Raw genomic sequence first — 17,461 nt, 5'->3', positions numbered from 1 at the left:
TGCCAGGTTGGGTCGGGGGCCGGTCCGCGGGGACTCGCCCCGCGGACCGGCGACGAGGTCAGTTGACGACGTCGTCGACCGACGGTGCCTCGTTACGAGAAAGGTTGATGCCGAGGTTGGCCGCGGCACGCTCCAAGTCCTCGTCGTCACCGTCGCGCATCTCGATGGCCGCACCGTCGCTGGAGAGCACCTCGACGTTCAGGCACAACGACTGGAGCTCCTTGAGCAGCACCTTGAACGACTCCGGGATGCCCGGTTCGGGGATGTTCTCGCCCTTGACGATCGCTTCGTAGACCTTGACGCGGCCGACCACGTCATCCGACTTGATCGTCAACAGCTCCTGCAGGGTGTAGGCCGCGCCGTACGCCTGCATGGCCCAGCACTCCATCTCACCGAAGCGCTGGCCACCGAACTGAGCCTTACCGCCCAGCGGCTGCTGGGTGATCATCGAGTACGGGCCGGTCGACCGAGCGTGGATCTTGTCGTCCACCAGGTGCGACAGCTTCAGGATGTACATGTAGCCGACGGCGACCGAGTACGGGTACGGCTCCCCGCTGCGACCGTCGAACAACTGCGCCTTGCCATCGGGCTTGACCATCCGCTCACCGTCGCGGTTCGGCTTGGTCGAGGCGAGCAGGCCGGTGATCTCCTCCTCGCGAGCACCGTCGAAGACCGGGCTGGCGGTGTTGGTGTCGGGCTCCACGTCGTAGAGCTCGGCGGGCAACCGCTTGGCCCAGTCCGGGTCGCCATCGATCGACCAGCCCTGCGAGGCGATCCACCCGAGGTGGGTCTCCAACACCTGGCCGATGTTCATCCGTCGCGGAACACCGTGGGTGTTCAGGATGATGTCGACCGGGGCGCCGTCTTCGGTGAACGGCATGTCCTCGATCGGCAGGATCTTGCCGATGACGCCCTTGTTGCCGTGCCGGCCGGCGAGCTTGTCGCCGTCCTGGATCTTGCGCTTCTGCGCGACGTAGACCCGCACGAGCTCGTTGACGCCGGGCGGCAGTTCGTCGTCGTCCTCGCGGTTGAACACGCGGACGCCGATGACCTTGCCGGTCTCGCCGTGCGGCACCTTCATCGAGGTGTCGCGGACCTCGCGAGCCTTCTCGCCGAAGATGGCTCGCAGCAGCCGCTCCTCCGGCGTCAGCTCGGTCTCGCCCTTCGGGGTGACCTTGCCGACGAGGATGTCGCCGCCCTGGACCTCCGCGCCGATGCGGATGATGCCCCGCTCGTCGAGGTCGGCCAGCACGTCCTCGGAGACGTTCGGGATGTCCCGGGTGATCTCCTCGGCGCCCAGCTTCGTGTCGCGAGCGTCGACCTCGTGCTCCTCGATGTGGATCGAGGTGAGCACGTCGTCCTGCACCAGACGCTGGGACAGGATGATCGCGTCCTCGTAGTTGTGCCCCTCCCACGGCATGATGGCCACGCGCAGGTTCTTGCCCAGCGCCATCTCGCCGTCTTCGGTGCACGGGCCGTCCGCGATGACCTGCCCGGCCTCGATCCGGTCGCCCTCGTTGACGATCGGCTTCTGGTTGGTGCAGGTGCCGTGGTTGGACCGGCTGAACTTCTGCATCCGGTAGGTCTTGCGCGTGCCGTCGTCAGCCATGATCGTGACGAAGTCGGCGCACAGTTCCTCGACGACACCCGCCTTGTCGGCGGCGATCACATCACCGGCGTCGACCGCGGCACGCAGTTCCATGCCGGTACCGACCAGCGGGGACTCGCTGCGCAGCAGCGGCACCGCCTGACGCTGCATGTTCGCACCCATCAGGGCGCGGTTGGCGTCGTCGTGCTCGAGGAACGGGATCATCGCGGTCGCGGCGGAGACCATCTGCCGCGGCGAGACGTCCATGTAGTCGATCTCGGTCGGCGCGAGCAGCTCGACTTCGCCGCCCTTGCGCCGTCCCAGCACGCGCTCGTCCTCGAAGTTGCCGTCCGCGTCGAGGGTGGCGTTGGCCTGGGCCTTGACGTAGCGGTCTTCCTCGTCCGCGGTGAGGTAGTCGATCTGGTCGGTGACCTGGCCGTCGACGACCTTGCGGTACGGGGACTCGATGAAGCCGAACGGGTTGACCCGCCCGAAGGTGGCCAGCGAGCCGATCAGACCGATGTTCGGTCCTTCCGGCGTCTCGATCGGACACATCCGCCCGTAGTGCGACGGGTGCACGTCACGGACTTCCATACCCGCACGTTCACGGGACAGACCACCCGGACCGAGCGCGGAGAGACGACGCTTGTGCGTCAGGCCCGCGATCGGGTTGGTCTGGTCCATGAACTGCGACAGCTGCGAGGTGCCGAAGAACTCCCTGATCGCCGCCACGACAGGGCGGATGTTGATCAGGGTCTGCGGAGTGATCGCCTCCACGTCCTGGGTGGTCATCCGCTCGCGGACGACACGCTCCATACGGGAGAGACCGACCCGAACCTGGTTCTGGATCAGTTCGCCGACCGTGCGCAGACGCCGGTTGCCGAAGTGGTCGATGTCGTCGACCTCGACCGGAACCTCGTTGTCGCCCTCGTGCATCGCGGTCTCACCCGCGTGCAGGCGCACCAGGTACTCGATCGTGGTGACGACGTCCTCTTCGGTGAGCACACCGGAAGTGAACGGCAGCTCCAGACCGAGCTTCTTGTTGACCTTGTAGCGGCCGACGCGAGCCAGGTCGTAGCGCTTCTCCTTGAAGAACAGGTTCTCCAGGAGGGTCTGGGCGCTCTCCTTCGTCGGCGGTTCGCCGGGACGGAGCTTGCGGTAGATGTCCAGCAGCGCCTCGTCCTGGCCTGCGGTGTGGTCCTTCTCCAGAGTCGCCATCAGCGTCTCCGAGAAGCCGAACCGCTCGCGGATGGCCTCATCGGACCAGCCGAGCGCCTTGAGCAGCACGGTGACCGGCTGCCTGCGCTTGCGGTCGATGCGGACACCGACGGTGTCCCGCTTGTCCACGTCGAACTCCAGCCAGGCACCACGGCTGGGAATGATCTTGACGCTGTACACGTCCTTGTCGGTGGTCTTGTCCACCGACTGGTCGAAGTACACACCGGGAGAACGGACGAGCTGGGACACGACGACCCGCTCGGTACCGTTGATGATAAAGGTGCCCTTGTCGGTCATGACCGGGAAATCACCCATGAACACCGTCTGGCTCTTGATCTCGCCAGTGGTGTGGTTGGTGAACTCGGCCGTGACGAACAGCGGCGCCGAGTAGGTCATGTCCTTGTCTTTGCACTCTTCGACGGAGGCCTTGACCTCGTCGAAGCGGGGGTCGGTAAAGGACAGCGACATCGATCCGGAGAAGTCCTCGATGGGAGAGATCTCGCTGAGGACCTCTTCGAGGCCACCGACAGGACTCTCCTCGCCGGAGTCGACCCGGCGCTGGAACCAGGTCTCGTCACCGACGAGCCATTCGAAAGACTGAACCTGCAGATCGAGCAGATCGGGTACTTCCAACGGTTCGCGAATGTTCGCGAACGAGACCCGCATGGGTGCCCCAGGGATCCCCGACGAGTTGTTGGAAGCTGCAGAGACCTTGGTCGCGCGGGAGACTGCCAAGATGCGTCCTTCCGGGACTCTGAACTGGCTACAGCCGTATCAGCGCGATGGCTTCTCTCGCCAATCAGCTAACACAGCTGTCAAGGGTGCAATGGCGCCCACAAACCGACGACCCCAGCGGGACATACGGAATGAAGGCAGCGCAAAGTAGCAGTCTAGCCGGAACGACGCCAGCTGTCGAGAGGGGGCCGCCGACAACGCTCAACCGGCGGCTCGAAAGCCCCGGTTCCGTCTCCGTCCGGCGAACCCAGCCCGTGTTGACGACCAGAGTGAACCCAGCGGCGCCGACAGTCAAGAGATCACGCTCCGATCACCCTCGTGGCGCAGAACACGATCACCGCTCGTGTTCGGCGAACCAGGCATAACCGCAGGTCACAGCCATTTTCGCAGCCGGTTTCAAGTCACCTTTCATGCCATCTTGACAGCCCGCCGACGACCCGTACACGCGCGCCACCGATTCGTCGCGCCGCCTCCATTCCACCCGTCCGGGCGAGACGGTCATCACGTTTGATCGTTGCGCCGTTCGGCAGGCGATCCACTGGACCAAACGGCCCCATTTGTCCGAACCCACCCACTTCCGGTGATCGCTCGTGTTCGGATCAGCTCGACGAACCACCGCTACCGGACCGCCGAACGCCGCGAGGGGGGACATGTTCCGCAGCACCGAACCCGACGGCCTGCCGAACAAGCGCGGCCGTGCTGTCGCGATCCACAACACGACCGCGCCGGCCCATCGGCACCGCGCACCGCACGTGCGTACCCGTGCACACGCGGTGAGCCGCGCCAGCTCGCCCCGTCCCGGTCGGATCGCCGGATGGTGACCACCGAGAAATCCGGTCGCCGGTTCGGTCTCGACCGCTGGGCGATTCGCACCCGATCGGCCCCGAATCGCCACTGGAAACGTGTGAAGGGCGCCACTACCCGGAGCGACCCGTTCGAGGGTTGACCGCGTACGGCAATGGATCGATCCCACCTGGTGCACACGGACTACTCAACAGCCGCGTACGTCGGTAGCGTGACACGACCCCGCAACGCGCGAATCGATGTTCGCGCGAGCACGCCACAGGAGAATTGCCGATGATGGACGATGCGGGCCGACCGGACGACAGTTCCCGTCGGCTGCACCGTGGAACCGGAGAACAGGAGTTGGAAACCGCATCCGGTTGGTTTTCGCAACAAACCGATGACGGCCCACCGGAGCCGAACGGCCCGCAGCAGAACGAGCCCCTACCCCCAGCGTCCCCGCGAAACGCCCCCCACCCAGGCAGCACACAGCCGGGCAGCCCCCAGCCGGGCAGCCCCCAGCAGGGCACACACCAGCAGGGCACACACCAGGGCAGCGCGCCGTACGGTGGCCAGCCGCAGTCTCCCGCCGAAACCAGGCAAACACCCGAGCAGCGCTACGCCGACGCGATCTCTGCGATGAACCGGATGGTCAGCACCCTCGACTTCGATGCGCTGCCGTGGGTCACCGAGGTGTTCCGCGCCACCGTGTCCGTGCTGGCCGATTTCGACCCCGCGCGACCGGGGGTGCTCAACAACCTCGGCACCACCTCCCAGCTGGCTTTCGTGCGGAGCAAGGAGACCGGCGACCTGGAAGACGCGGTCTCGTACTACCGCAAGGCTGCCTCGACCGCGCGCGAGGACGATCCGGACCTGGTCCTCTACCAGTGCAACCTCGCCCTTGCTCTGGCGGAGCAGGCGGCGCACACGAACGATCCGAGCCACGCGCTCGAGAGCGTGCGCGCCGCGCGCACCGCGACCGAGCGCACGTCCCGCCGGGACCAGCGCAGGATGATGGCGCTGATGCGGCTCGGCAACGCGTTGAAGCTGCACGCCCGGCTGGCCGACGACACCGACTCCGACGACGAGTCGATCGACGTCTTCCGCGAAGCGATGCGCGGCATGCCCGGCAACCCCGCGGAAACCTCCGAACTTTTGATCAACCTCGGTTCCGCGCTGCTGCGCCGGTACGAACGCGGGGGCCCGCTCGAAGACCTGCGCGAAGGCGTCAACCACCTGCGTTCGGGCATCGACGGCATGTCCGATGGTGCCCCCCGCCGGGCGGCTGCGTGCCAGCTCGCCGTGGCGCTGCGACTTTCCTTCCACGCCGGCGGCGACCTCGTCGATCTCAACGCCGCGGTCAACGAACTGCTCGGCGTCCTCGGAGTGCTCAACCCGGGTAACGCGCTGCTCGGCCAGGTCATGTGGCGCCTGTCCGCCGCGACCTCCGAGCACGCCGACTGCACGGGTGAACCGGGGCAACTGCGCCGGGTGGTCAGCGCCCTCGGGCCCGCCATGCGCGGCATCGCCGACCATGACGAATACCGCGCGGACGCCCTTGCCGGGTACGGAGCACTGCTGCGCAGAAACTTCGTGTACGGCGCGGAGATCGAGAGCCTGAACGCGGCGCTCTCGTTCGGCGAGGCGGCCGCGGAATCGGCGACGGAACCGACCCGACGCTGTGCCGTGCTGGTGTCGCTGGCCATGTCGCTGATCACCCGTTACGAGCACAGTGGCAACATTGATGACCTCGACCTCGCGGAGACCCACGCCGACCGGGCCGCCAACGCCGTCCCGGACGGGGCCTCACCCCAGCACGCCGCCTTGAACCAGCTCGGTCTGATCGCCGCGCACCGGTTCCGGCGCACCTCGGGGCCCGAACACCTGGACACCGCGGTGGAGATGTTCGAGCGTGCGCTGAACGGGATGTCCGAGACCGCGCCCGGACGAGCGGCTGTGGCCACCGATCTGGGCCGGGCCCTGCGGACGATGCACCAGCGCACCGGCAGGCGTCGGCTGTACCGCTGGGCGCGACGGGTGCTCGCCGAGGCGGCGAACCAGCCCACCGCGCCCGTCGACCAGCGACTGCGCGCGGCGACGCTGGGAGGCCGGTTGGCCGCGCAGTCGGAACGCTGGCCGGAAGCGCTGGAATCGTTCACCACAGCTGTCGAGCTGCTACCGCTGGCCACGCAGGGCAAGCAAGTGGTCGCCTCACCCCGGACGCAGCAGCAGTGGGCGTTGATCACGGCCGATGCCGCGGCGTGCGCACTGGAAACGGGTGTACCGGAGCAGGCGGTCGAGCTACTGGAGCACGGCCGGTCGGCGCTGCTGTCCGATTTCCTTCCCGCCGGGGGTGAGATCGGTGAACTGCACCGCACCGCTCCGGAGCTGGCGGACGGGATCGTCCGGCTGCGGCGCCTGCTCGACCGGCCTCCGGAGGAGCCCGCACTCGTCGACCTGGAATCCTGGGCGCACGACGATCGGGCCGAGCTCGCGCAGGCGTGGACCGACATGCTCGCCGAGGTCCGGCACGAACATCCCGACTACTTGCAGGTGTCCGCGTTCCGCAAGCTCGCTCCGGCGGGCGCCGACGGTCCGGTCGTGCTGGTCAACCTCAGCCGCTACCGCACGGATGCGCTGCTCGTCTTCGGTGGCCGGGTGCTGCCGACCGCACTGCCCTCGAACGGCGTTCCGGCCGCCGCGGAACAGGCGGCCAACCTGCTGTCGTCGGTGGAACGGCAGGATTTCCAGGTGTTCGAGGCGGTGCTCCACTGGTTGTGGCACAACGTCGCCCGGCCCGTCCTGGATCGCATGGGTTACACACGCACGCCGAAGGACGGCGATCGGTGGCCGCGCGTGTGGTGGAGCACCTCGGGGCCGTTGGCGTTCCTACCGGTGCACGCGGCGGCGGCCGACTCCGGTCACGGCGTGATGGATCGAGTCGTGTCCTCGTACACGCCCACCTTGGGAACCCTGTTGCGCGCCAAGCAGCAGCCGCTGCCCGACGACGGCCGGGCGCTGCTGGCCGCGGGTTCGCAGGAGCAGATCGGCCGGGAACTTCCGCAGCAGAACCAGATCGTCGCCCAGCACTGGCCGACGGCCGAGGTGGCCACCGTCGAAAGCACCGGTAGCCCGGACTTCATGCGGATGCTGCCGCACCACCCGTGGGTGCACATCTGTGAGCGCAGCGTGCAGTATCCGGGCCAGCCGGCTGCGGGCGTGGTGCTCGACCGGGAGGCACCGCAGCGGCCGTTGACCTTGGTCGAGCTCGGCCAGACCCCGCTGGAGAATTCCGAGTTCGCCTACCTGGGGCAGTGCACGACGGTGATCGACACGCCCTCTCCCGCGGCGAACACATTGCCCGGTGCGCTGGCGTTCGCGGGGGTCACCCATGTGATCGGCACCTTGTGGGGGCTGGACGACTTCACGGCGAACCGACTGCACGGCGACATGTACGAGCAGCTGTTCGGTGGTGGCGAGTTCGCCACGGATCTGTCCGCTTATGCGGTGCACCGGGCGGCGACGCGGATGCGCGCGGAGTTCCCGGGTGATCCAGCGCGCTGGGCCGCGCACGTGCACGTCGGCCCCTGAGCTTCTCCGGAATCACAGCAAGGCGGGGGCGCGTCGATCTCGGGACGGATTGACGCACCCCCGCCGTGCCATGCTCAGCGCTGGGTGATCTGGCTGATCTTCCACTGATCGCCGTGCTTCTCGGCGCCGACGAGGATCTGCGCGGCACCGACGTTGCTCTCGCCGCTGTCGGTGCGCCTCGCGTCCTGGTCGACGAACAACAGGACCTCGGCGCGGTCGTCCTGCAGCAGTTTCACCGCACTGGCCTTGACGGTGGTGGTGACGACCAGCTTCTGCTGGGGCGCCTGTTCCTTGATCGTGGCGAACAGCTCGTTGTACTTGTCGACGGCTTGGCCGACGAGCAGTTCGTTGGCGGCCTTTTCCGTCTTCGCGGTGTCGGCGAAGTCGTAGGAGAACACCTTGGTCACGGCTTCGTTGATCTGCCCTTTGACCTCACTGGTGGCCGCGGCATCGACGAGGGCCTGGTTGGCGCCCGCATCGTTGCGCACTTGGCCGGCCTGAATGCCGAAGACCACCGCGAGCACGGTGCACACCACAGCGAGCGAAGCGAGCACAGTGGGCAGCAGGAAGCCACCGGCGCTCCCGCCGGCCGTCCCGGGGGTCCCGTCGGCGGGCGGGAGGGATCCGTCGTCGGCCTCACCGTCCTGGGGCTCGGCACCGTCCTGGGGCTCGGCACCGTCATGGGGCTCGGCACCGTCATGGGGCTCGGCACCGTCATGGGGCTCGGCACCGTCATGGGGCTCGGCACCGTCATGGGGCTCGGCACCGTACGCGGCCGTGGCCGTGTCAGGGCTGGACTGCTCGCCTTCGCTGCCCGCGGCGGACCGCTCCTCGACAGCACCGGCGCCGACCGGTTCGGCCGTCTCCGGGGCAGCCGTCTCCGGGGCAGCTTCGACGACGTCGGTTTCGGCTGCACCGGCCGTGGCGGCCGACCCGCTGCCCGGCTCGGTGGTCTCCGGCGCTTCCGCCTGTTCGGTCGGCTCGGCACCAGCCGGTCCGGTATCAGCAGCTCCGGTATCGGCGGCCCCGGTATCGGCGGCCCGGGTATCCGCAGCTCCGGTATCGGCCGGTTCGGCACCCGCGGGTGTCGTGGCGGTGGATTCCGACTGGGAGGGGCGCTTCCGCGTCCCGGCGACGCGTGGTGGCCGCCGAGTTCCCCGGGCGGCGCGAGAAGGCTTGGACACTGGTACTACTCCTCGAGAACTGCGACGTGGCGGCTGGCGAACATCAACCGACGGATACCGGACCCAGCGAGCTGAGCTTCCACTCCTCGCCATCCCGGGCGAGTTTGGCCTGGTAACGGCTTCGCTTGTCGACCGGTTGCTGCCCTTCCTTCGTCACGGTCACCTTGACGACCGCGATCATCTTGGCCTTGCCCGCTCGCATGTCCAACTCCGACACCGCGGCTTCGAGGACCTCGCCCTTCGTGGTCGACTTCGCTTCGGTGATCCGCTTGGCGTTCTCCTCGCGCCCCTTCACGACCTCGTCGTGCAGGGGGCCCGTGGAGCTCTTCGCCCAGAGGTCGAGGCCCTTCTGCACGTTGCGGTGGTCCAGCGTGTTGAAGTTGACGATTCCCTGCCTGCCCGCAGTCAGGACCTCCTCCCGCTCGGCCGCGTACGCGAGCGAGTCGTCGGTGGCCGCGATGGCCCAGGAGACCCCGAAGAACGTCGCGGCCACCGCGGATACTGCGAGCAGCACCGCAGCCGCGAGCACGGCCGCGCGGGGTCGGCGTGATCCGGTGTCGGTTGAGCTTGCGGTGCGCATGTCTCCTCATTCTGGGTCGGGGCCAACGACAGCGACTGGAGGCCGAGTCACTGTCCGGGTTCAGGGGCGTTGTGCGCCCCCCGAACGTTGGTCGGGCTACCAGGTGGCTCTGCACAGTGTGCATCCGTGTTCAACGGGACCGGAGCCAGGTCGTCACCCGCACGCTTGGTGGTTCCTTCGTATCCCTTGACGCAGGGCAGCGGATCGAAGGCGTTGAGCACGAGCCCGAAGTGGGCGGTGCCGTCCCCTGGGACGACGCTGAAACCACCGGCGGTGACCAGCGGATACGTCACCATCAGCTGTTCCAGACCGTCGTTGTGGGCGGCCAGCAGGTCGGAGGTCGTGGTCAGGTTGGGCAGCAGCTCGCTGAGCTGCGGTCCGGTCTCGTGCAACAGACCGCTGACCTGCCGCCCGGCACCCGGCGCGTTCTCGATCAGCGCACGGAGGTCCGGGTCGGAGCTCTCCAGCTGCTCCGTGACGAGCCGGAGGTCGCGACTGAACGATTTGATCGACGAACCCTGCTCGTTCTGGGTGGCCAGCACTCTCCTGCCGTCCTCGAGCAGCTGCTTCGTCTGCGGAACGTGCTGCTGGGCTTCTGCCGTGAACTCGCGGGTGGTGTCCAGGATCGTCTGGAGGTTCCCGCCGTTGCCCTGGAAGGCGGTGCCGAGTTCCTCGACGACGGTGCTCAGCGATTCGGTGGGCACCGACTTGACGAACGAGTTCAGGTTCATCATGAGGTCTTCCACCGGCAGCGGCGTCCGCGTCGCCGAGCGAGGAATCTTCGCGCCGTCCTCCAGGTAGGGCCCGCCGTTCTCCTGCGGCTGGAGGTCGACGTACTGCTCGCCCACGGCCGAACGGTTGGTCACCACGGCTTTCACGTCGGCGGGAATGCGTGGTGCGCTGTTCTCGATGTCCAGTGGGACCACCACTCCGCCATCGGTGAGCCGCAGCTCCCCGACTTCGCCGACCTTCACACCGCGGTAGGTCACCTCGGCGTTCGAGAAGATCCCGCCGGAGTTCGCGAGGTCCATGGTGACCACGTAGCCGCGCGGGCCGAACAGCCGATCCAGCCCGGCGTAGCGGGCACCGGCGAAGCTGATGCCGACCAGAGCGATGAGGACGAACGCGAAGATTTGCAGTCGAACCTTGCGGGTGAGCATCACTCACCTCCCAGGAGATTGTCGAACAGTCCGCCGGACTCTTCTTTCTCCGGCTCGGGCTGCGGGGTTTCTTGGGTGGGCGGTGGTGTCGCCTCTTCCCGCGGCAACAGCGGCAGCGGGGGAAGGTTCGGGTCGGGTAGGGGGACCACCGGCTGCCTGCTTCGGCCGATGTTCTCCAGGATGTGGGTGAGGTTGAGGTCGGCGTCGACGTACAGGTTGGTGTAGTCGCCCTTGATGCCTTCGACGGACTTGTCGGTGAACGGGTACGTCAGGAGCAGCTCGAACGACTTCGGCAGGTTGTCGCCCGCGGCCACGAGTTGTTCGAGCGTGGGCTGCAGCGCCTCCAGGTTGTGCACCAGGTCGTCGTGGCTCTGGTTCACCACGTTGGTGGCGACCCCGGAGAGCTTGTCCAGGGCCTGCAGCATTCCGACGAGCTGATCGCGCTGCTCGTTGAGCACCCGAAGACCGGGTTCGAGTTCCCGCAGCGCGGTGTCGATCTGGCCGCGTTGCTGGTTCAGGCTGGCGCTGAGCCGGTTGACGCTGTCGAGTGCCCGCGTGATGTCGCCGCGCTGGGCATCCAGCCCCGCTACCAGTTCGTCCAGGTTGGACAGAAGCCCGCGAACGTCGCTTTCGCGTCCTTCCAGCGCGTTGTTGAGCTCCTTGGTGATGGTCTGCAGCTGTGCGACACCACCACCGTTGAGCAGCAACGACAGCGCACCCAGCACTTCTTCGACCTGCGGGTTGCGGCCGGTGCGCGGGAGCTTGATCAGGTCGCCGTCCCCGAGGTGCCCGACCGGCTTCTCGGGAGCGATCGGGTCGCCCAGTTCGACGTACTTCTCGCCGAGCAGGCTGGATTGCCGGATCCGGGCGGTGGCGTTCGCCGGGAGTTCGATGTCGCCGTTGACCTGCACGGTGACCTCGGCGTCCCACGAGCCGGGGGCGAGGTCGACCGCCGCGACGCGACCGACGGGGACGTCGTTGACCCGCACGCCCGCGTTCGGGACGAGGTCGAGGACGTCGTTGAACCGGACCTTGACCGAGTACGGGTCGTCGCCGAGGTCCGCGCCGCCCGGCAGCGCCATCTCCTGCACGCCGCCGAACCCGCAGCCGCCGAGGAGCATCGCGGCCGAGGTGGCCAGCGCGGCGATCCGCACGGCCGGGCGCACGGTGGGGTATCGGCGTTCGTCGTTGCGCGGCAGTGGAATTCCGCGTTGGAGCAGGTTCACTGGCCACCTCCCTGCAGCGGAACCTGGATTCCGTCCTCGGTGGACGCGGGCAGCGGCAGCGGCGGGAGTTCACCCTGCTGCAGCGAAGAAATCGCTTCGGCCGGTGTGGGCAGCGGGACGGCGCTGTCGATGGCGCCTTGCACCTGCTTGCAGGTGTCGACGAGGTGCAGGGGGATGTCCGCCGGGTTCGTCTGGTCCAGCAGCTTGCACACCGCGACCAGCGGCGGCTGGTTGAGCTCGTTGATGTTCGCCCGGGTGTCGAGCGTTCCGGACGACGCGTTGTAGACGTTCTGCAGGTTGCCCAGGGCGAGCGGGGCGTTGGTCAACGACTCGTTGAGCGCGGCCTTCTGCTTGACGAGCACCTTCGCCACCGAGTTCAGCTGTTCCACGTTGGAGTGCAGCAGTTCGCGGTTGTCCCGGACGAAGGTTTCCACCTTGCCCAGCGCGACGGCGAGCTCGGCCATCGACGCGGCCAGGTCGCCCCGCTCCGCGGAGAGGAACTTGTTGACCTGCGCCATCTGGGTGTTGAACTTGCGCACCTGCTGGTCGTTCGCCGCAAGCATCGACGTGAACTTCTGCAGGTTGTCCACTGTGGCGAAGAGTTCCTTGCTGTTCCCCGACAGCGTGTTTCCGGCCTGGCCGAGGTGTTCGAGCGTGTCGGCCAGGGCCTTGCCGTTGCCGTCGAGGTTCTTCGCGCTGGTGTCGAGCAGTTCGGTGAGGGCGCCGTCCTTGTTCGCGCCTTCCGGGCCGAGCGCCTTGCTGATGTCGTTGAGGCTCCGGTACATCTCGTCGAGCTCGACGGGGGTGGCCGTTCGCTCCTTCGGGATGACCGCGCCGTCCTCCATGGTGGGTCCGCCCCGGTAGACGGGTGCGAGCTGCACGTAGCGGTCGCTGACCACGCTCGGCGAGACGAGGACCGCACCGGCGTCGGCGGGAACGTCCACGTCGTGGTCGAGGGTGAACTCCACGTGCACGTTCTTGCCGTTGGGCTGGACCTTGCCGATGGTGCCGACGGCGACACCGAGAACTCGCACGTCACCACCGGGGTAGATGCCCACGGCCGAGCTGAAGTTCGCGGTGATGCGGCGTTCGGGCGTGCCGAGGAAGAGCCACCAGATGGCCGCGGTCGCGGCCAGCACCAGGACGCACGCGATCGCCAGGGTCCTGGTCAGCGGCGGCCGCAGGGTTCGGGAAGTCATGGCTGGCAGCCCTCCTGGTTGATCGGGCCGACGGCGGGTGGCAGGAGACCGCAGATGTAGGTGTCGAACCAGCGCCCGTTGCCGAGGACGTTGGCGAACATCCGGGTGAACGGGTCGAACAGCTCGATGCTGCGGTCCAGGTTGTCCTGGTTGCGCTGCAACATCCTGGTGACCCGGTCGAGCTGTTCGAGGGTGGGTCCGAGCTGGGCCGCGTTCTCGTCGACCAGTCCGGAGAGCTGCTGGGACAACTCTCTGGTGCCGTCGAGCAGGGAGCTGATCGACTCGCGCCGGTCCTTGACCTCCTTCAGCAGCAGGTTGCCGTCGGCCAGCAGCTTCTCGAACTCGGCGTTGCGGTCGGCCACGGTCTTGGAGACGTTGCTGGTGCGTTCCAGCAGCTCCTGCAGTTCCTGGTCGCGGCTGGCGATGGTCTGGGACAGCGCCGACAGTCCGTCCAGCGCCCCGCGCACGTCGTCGGGGGTGTTGGAGAACGTGTCGGACATGGTCCGGAAGCTCTCGGCCAACTGCTGGTTGTCGATCTCGCCGATCGTGGTGGACAGGTCGCTGAACGCTTCGACCACGTCGTAGGGGGCCAACGTTCGCTCGGTCGGGATCGGCTCCGAGCTGGGCAGTTCCTCGCTGCCGCGCGGATCGAGCGCCAGGAACTTCTGCCCGAGCAGCGACTTGACCTTGATGGCCGCCGAGGTGTTGTCGCCCACCCAGGTGTCGGTGACGCGGAAGCTCACGGTCACGTGGCCGTCCTCGAGTTCGACGTCGCTGACGGAGCCGACCTTCACCCCGGCCACTCGCACCTCGTTGTCGGGCCGCAGACCGGCCGCCTCGGTGAAGTGCGCCTTGTAGACGGTGCCTCCGATCAGCGGGAGCCGCTCGAAGTTCATCGCGAGGACGAATCCGAGCACCAGCACCAGGATTCCGGCGATGCCGATCGTCAGCGGGTTTCGTTGCTGGAATGAGGTCATCGCCTGCACCTCTCCTGGGTCACCGGCTGCAGCGGCAGGGTCAGGTTCAGCTCGCCGACCCCGACCGTGCCCTCGGCCTTGCAGTTGTAGAAGTTGAACCAGGAGCCGTGCGTCGCCGTCCTGGTGATCTTCTCCAGCTTCCCGGGCATGTTCTGCAGCACCTGTTCGGTGATCTGCTCGTGGTCGTTGAGGTTGGACGAGAGTTGTCCGAGCTGTGCGATGTCCTGCTCCAGCGGTGGACGTGCCTCGGTCAGCAGATCGGCGGTCGCGTTGGTCAACCCGTCCATCGCGGTCATCGCGGAACCGATCGACTCCCGGTCTTCGGCGAGGCCGGAGACGACCTGCTGCAGCTGCACGATCAGCCCGGAGAGTTCTTCGTCGCGAGCGTTGACGGTTTCGAGCACGCCGTTGAGGTTGGTGATCACCTCGCCGATCACCTTGTCCTTGGCGGCGATGGTGGAGGTCAGCGAGGCGGTGTGGGCCAGCAGGCTTTCCATGGTGCCGCCCTCGCCCTGCAGCACTTGGATGATCTCGAAGGACAGCTTGTTGACTTCCTCCGGCGAAAGCGCCTGGAACAGCGGTTTGAACCCGCCCAGCAGCACCGTCAGGTCGAGCGCGGGTTTGGTCCGCTCCAGCGGGATCATCGAACCGGGGTTGAGGTATTCCCCGGAGTCGCCCGCACCTTGTTCCAGGGCGATGTAGCGCTGGCCGACGAGGTTGCGGTACTTGACGACCGCGTTGGACGAGGCGGGCAGCTTGCGCCCGACGACGCTGAAGGTCACCTCGGCGAGCCTGCGGTCGACGACCTCGATCCCCTCGACCTTGCCGACCTTCACCCCGGAGATCCGGATGTCGTCGCCCTCGTGGAGCGAGGTGACGTCCGTGAACCGGGCTTTGTACGTGTCGCCCGACCCGCTCATCGTGTTGTTCGCGATGGTGACGATCAGGAGTCCGCTGGCCAGCAGCGTGACCAGCACGAAGATCAGAAACTTGGTCAGGGGCGCGGCGATCGATTGGCCTGTCACCGGTAGCTCACCTCCGCTCCGCGCAGCACGGGGCCGACCAGCAGCGAGCCCCATTGGGGGACGCCTTCCGGTTCGACGCCCATGGTGGGGGCCAGCAGTGCGGACACGAAGTCACGTTCCGCCGGGGAGTTCATCGGTCCGAGTGCGCTCGCCGACTGTGTCGAGGTGCCCGCAGGCGCGGTCGATCCGGACTGGGCCGGCGGATTCAGGCCTTCGTTCGAGGTCCGCGCCGCAGGCGGCGCTGTGGATCCGTCCTTGACCGGACCGTCCGGCGGGTACTGCGGGAACGGGTTCGGTCCGTTCTTGAAGTCGTAGCAGCGCGGACCGCGCTTGTCCTTGAACTCCGGCTCGTCCTGGTTGGGCTCGTACTTGCCCCGGCTCGCCACGACCTCCATCGTGATGTGCAGGCCGGGTTCGTCGCTGCCCGCCCCGAAGATCTCGTCCACGCGGGGGGCGAACTCCCGCATGCCTCGGAGGAAGCACGGGTAGGCCGGGGAGTACTTGGCCAGCACGTCCAGCGTGGGGCGTTGGCTTTCGTTGAGCCGGATGAGGCTGTCTCCGTTGGCCTGCAGGAATTCCGTGGTGTCCACGGAAGTCGTGGTCAGTTGACTGGTCAACGTGTTGAGGTTCTCCCGCTGTTCGACCAGGGTGCGCGAGGTCGTGGTCAGGTTGTCCAGGGCCTGCAGCACCTCGGGGGCGGCTTGCTCGTACGTTTCGGCCACCCCGACGATCTCCTGCAGGTTGGCCTTCAGGTCCGGCAGTGCCGGATTCATCCGGTCCAAGTAGGAGTTGAGCTGCGAGATCGTCTGGCCCATTTCCTCGCCCCTGCCGTCGAGGGCCTGGCTGAGCGAGTTCAACGTGGCCGCGAGGTCCTCGGGGTGGAGGGCTTGCAGCACCGGCATGGTGTTGGACAGCACGGTCGACAGCTCCACGGACGCCTTGTCCCGGTCCTGCCGGATGACATCACCGGAGGCGAGGGTGGCGGTGGCGGGCTGCTCGGGCAGTTTCAGCGACACGAAGCGCTCGCCGAACAGGGTCCGGGGCAGCAGCCGCGCGGTGACGTCGGCGGGCAGTGCGTCGGCTTTCTCGGGATCCAGCGCCAGGTGCAGCTCGGCGCCCGCGTCGGTGGCGTTGATGTCCTCGACGCGGCCGATGATCATCCCGCGCACCTTGACGTCGGATTCCGGCTGCAGCTGGTTGGCGGAGGAATCGGCCTTCAGCACGACGTCCACGCTGGAGGCGAACATCTTCTGGTAGATGGCCACGGTGCCGCCGAAGAACATAACGATGCACATCAGGAGGGCGAGGCCGAGCAGGCGCCGCCGCAGTGTGGTGAACGCACCTCGTGTACTCATCCGGTGATCCGAACCGTCGTCGTGGTGCCCCAAATCGCGAGGCTGAGGAAGAAGTCGAGCAGCGCGGTGGTCACGATCGCGGTCCGCACCGCGTTACCGACGGCCACACCGACGCCCGCGGGCCCGCCGCTGGCGCGGTATCCGTAGTAGCAGTGCGTCATGATCACGACGACGCTGAAGATCAGGACCTTGCCGAAGGACCACAGTACGTCCTCCGGTGGTAGGAACAGGTTGAAGTAGTGGTCGTACGTGCCCGCCGATTGCCCGTACATCTCGACGATGACCGTGCGGGAAGCCAGGTAGGACGTGAGCAGGCCGAGCACGTACAGCGGCACGACCGCGATGAAGCCGGCGATGACGCGGGTGGTCACCAGGAACGGCAGGCTCGGCACACCCATGACTTCGAGTGCGTCGATCTCGTCGGAGATGCGCATGGCACCGAGCTGCGCGGTGAATCCCGAGCCCACGGTCGCCGACAGCGCCAGTCCGGCCACCAGGGGCGCGATCTCGCGGGTGTTGAAGTAGGCGGACATGAAGCCGGCGAACGCGGACGTGCCGAGCTGGTCGAGGGCGGTGAAGCCCTGCATGCCGACGACCGTGCCGGTGAACACGGTCATGCCGACCATGACACCGACCGTGCCGCCGATGACCGCCAGCGCACCGCTGCCGAAGCTGACTTCGGCCAGCAGGCGCATCGTTTCCTTGAAGTAGCGCCGCATGGCCCGCGGAACCCAGGCGAGGGCTCGCAGGTAGAACGACATCTGGTCGCCGAGGCCGTCGAGGAACTCTCCCGGCCGGCGCGCCGCTTTTCGCGCGCGCTGCGTAATCGTCGTCATGGCC

11 protein-coding genes are annotated in these 17,461 nt (G+C 67.3%); 1 reads left to right on the top strand and 10 read right to left on the bottom strand.

The annotated features are described in order from the left end of the window. Nucleotides 1-58: 58 nt before the first annotated feature. On the bottom strand, nucleotides 59-3,472 hold the full coding sequence (gene rpoB / locus ACYVAN_RS17750; RefSeq protein ID WP_460961010.1) for a DNA-directed RNA polymerase subunit beta: 3,414 nt from the start codon (nucleotides 3,470-3,472) through the stop codon (nucleotides 59-61). Between the two features lie 1,500 nt (nucleotides 3,473-4,972). On the opposite strand from rpoB, the gene ACYVAN_RS17745 reads away from it, so the two are divergent. Continuing rightward, a complete protein-coding gene (locus ACYVAN_RS17745; protein WP_460961008.1) occupies nucleotides 4,973-7,915 on the top strand; it encodes a CHAT domain-containing protein in 2,943 nt (980 codons plus the stop codon). Between the two features lie 74 nt (nucleotides 7,916-7,989). Here ACYVAN_RS17745 and ACYVAN_RS17740 read toward each other — a convergent pair whose 3' ends face one another. From ACYVAN_RS17740 to ACYVAN_RS17700, 9 genes are read right to left on the bottom strand one after another with little or no spacing between them, the layout of a single operon-like run. Further along, nucleotides 7,990-9,099, bottom strand: a complete 1,110-nt coding sequence (locus ACYVAN_RS17740) for a hypothetical protein (RefSeq protein WP_460961006.1) — start codon at nucleotides 9,097-9,099, stop codon at nucleotides 7,990-7,992. Nucleotides 9,100-9,142: 43 nt separating this feature from the next. Next, on the bottom strand, nucleotides 9,143-9,679 hold the full coding sequence (locus ACYVAN_RS17735; protein ID WP_460961004.1) for a hypothetical protein: 537 nt from the start codon (nucleotides 9,677-9,679) through the stop codon (nucleotides 9,143-9,145). A gap of 47 nt (nucleotides 9,680-9,726) precedes the next feature. Further along, complete coding sequence (locus tag ACYVAN_RS17730; RefSeq protein WP_460961002.1) at nucleotides 9,727-10,839, bottom strand: MCE family protein; 1,113 nt, start codon at nucleotides 10,837-10,839, stop codon at nucleotides 9,727-9,729. Beyond that, a complete protein-coding gene (locus ACYVAN_RS17725) occupies nucleotides 10,839-12,065 on the bottom strand; it encodes an MCE family protein (RefSeq protein WP_460961000.1) in 1,227 nt (408 codons plus the stop codon). Before ACYVAN_RS17725 ends, ACYVAN_RS17730 begins: the two co-directional genes overlap by 1 nt. Then, nucleotides 12,062-13,264, bottom strand: coding sequence for an MCE family protein (locus ACYVAN_RS17720; protein WP_460960998.1), 1,203 nt, complete (start codon nucleotides 13,262-13,264; stop codon nucleotides 12,062-12,064). The genes ACYVAN_RS17725 and ACYVAN_RS17720 overlap by 4 nt, the downstream gene beginning before the upstream one ends. Next, nucleotides 13,261-14,241: an MCE family protein gene (locus ACYVAN_RS17715; RefSeq protein WP_460960996.1), complete on the bottom strand. Its 981-nt coding sequence runs from the start codon at nucleotides 14,239-14,241 to the stop codon at nucleotides 13,261-13,263. Before ACYVAN_RS17715 ends, ACYVAN_RS17720 begins: the two co-directional genes overlap by 4 nt. Continuing rightward, the gene (locus tag ACYVAN_RS17710; protein WP_460960994.1) at nucleotides 14,238-15,266 is read right to left on the bottom strand and encodes an MCE family protein; all 1,029 of its coding nucleotides are present in this window, start codon (nucleotides 15,264-15,266) and stop codon (nucleotides 14,238-14,240) included. Before ACYVAN_RS17710 ends, ACYVAN_RS17715 begins: the two co-directional genes overlap by 4 nt. Further along, entirely contained in the window at nucleotides 15,263-16,621 is a 1,359-nt protein-coding gene (locus ACYVAN_RS17705) for an MCE family protein (protein WP_460960992.1), read from the bottom strand. Before ACYVAN_RS17705 ends, ACYVAN_RS17710 begins: the two co-directional genes overlap by 4 nt. Beyond that, complete coding sequence (locus tag ACYVAN_RS17700) at nucleotides 16,618-17,457, bottom strand: MlaE family ABC transporter permease (protein ID WP_460960990.1); 840 nt, start codon at nucleotides 17,455-17,457, stop codon at nucleotides 16,618-16,620. The genes ACYVAN_RS17705 and ACYVAN_RS17700 overlap by 4 nt, the downstream gene beginning before the upstream one ends. Nucleotides 17,458-17,461: the final 4 nt, after the last annotated feature.

This window comes from Parasphingorhabdus pacifica (assembly GCF_054779195.1).
The sequence above is the reverse complement of the archived record's forward strand: the minus strand, read 5'-3'. Positions and strand labels throughout refer to the sequence as shown.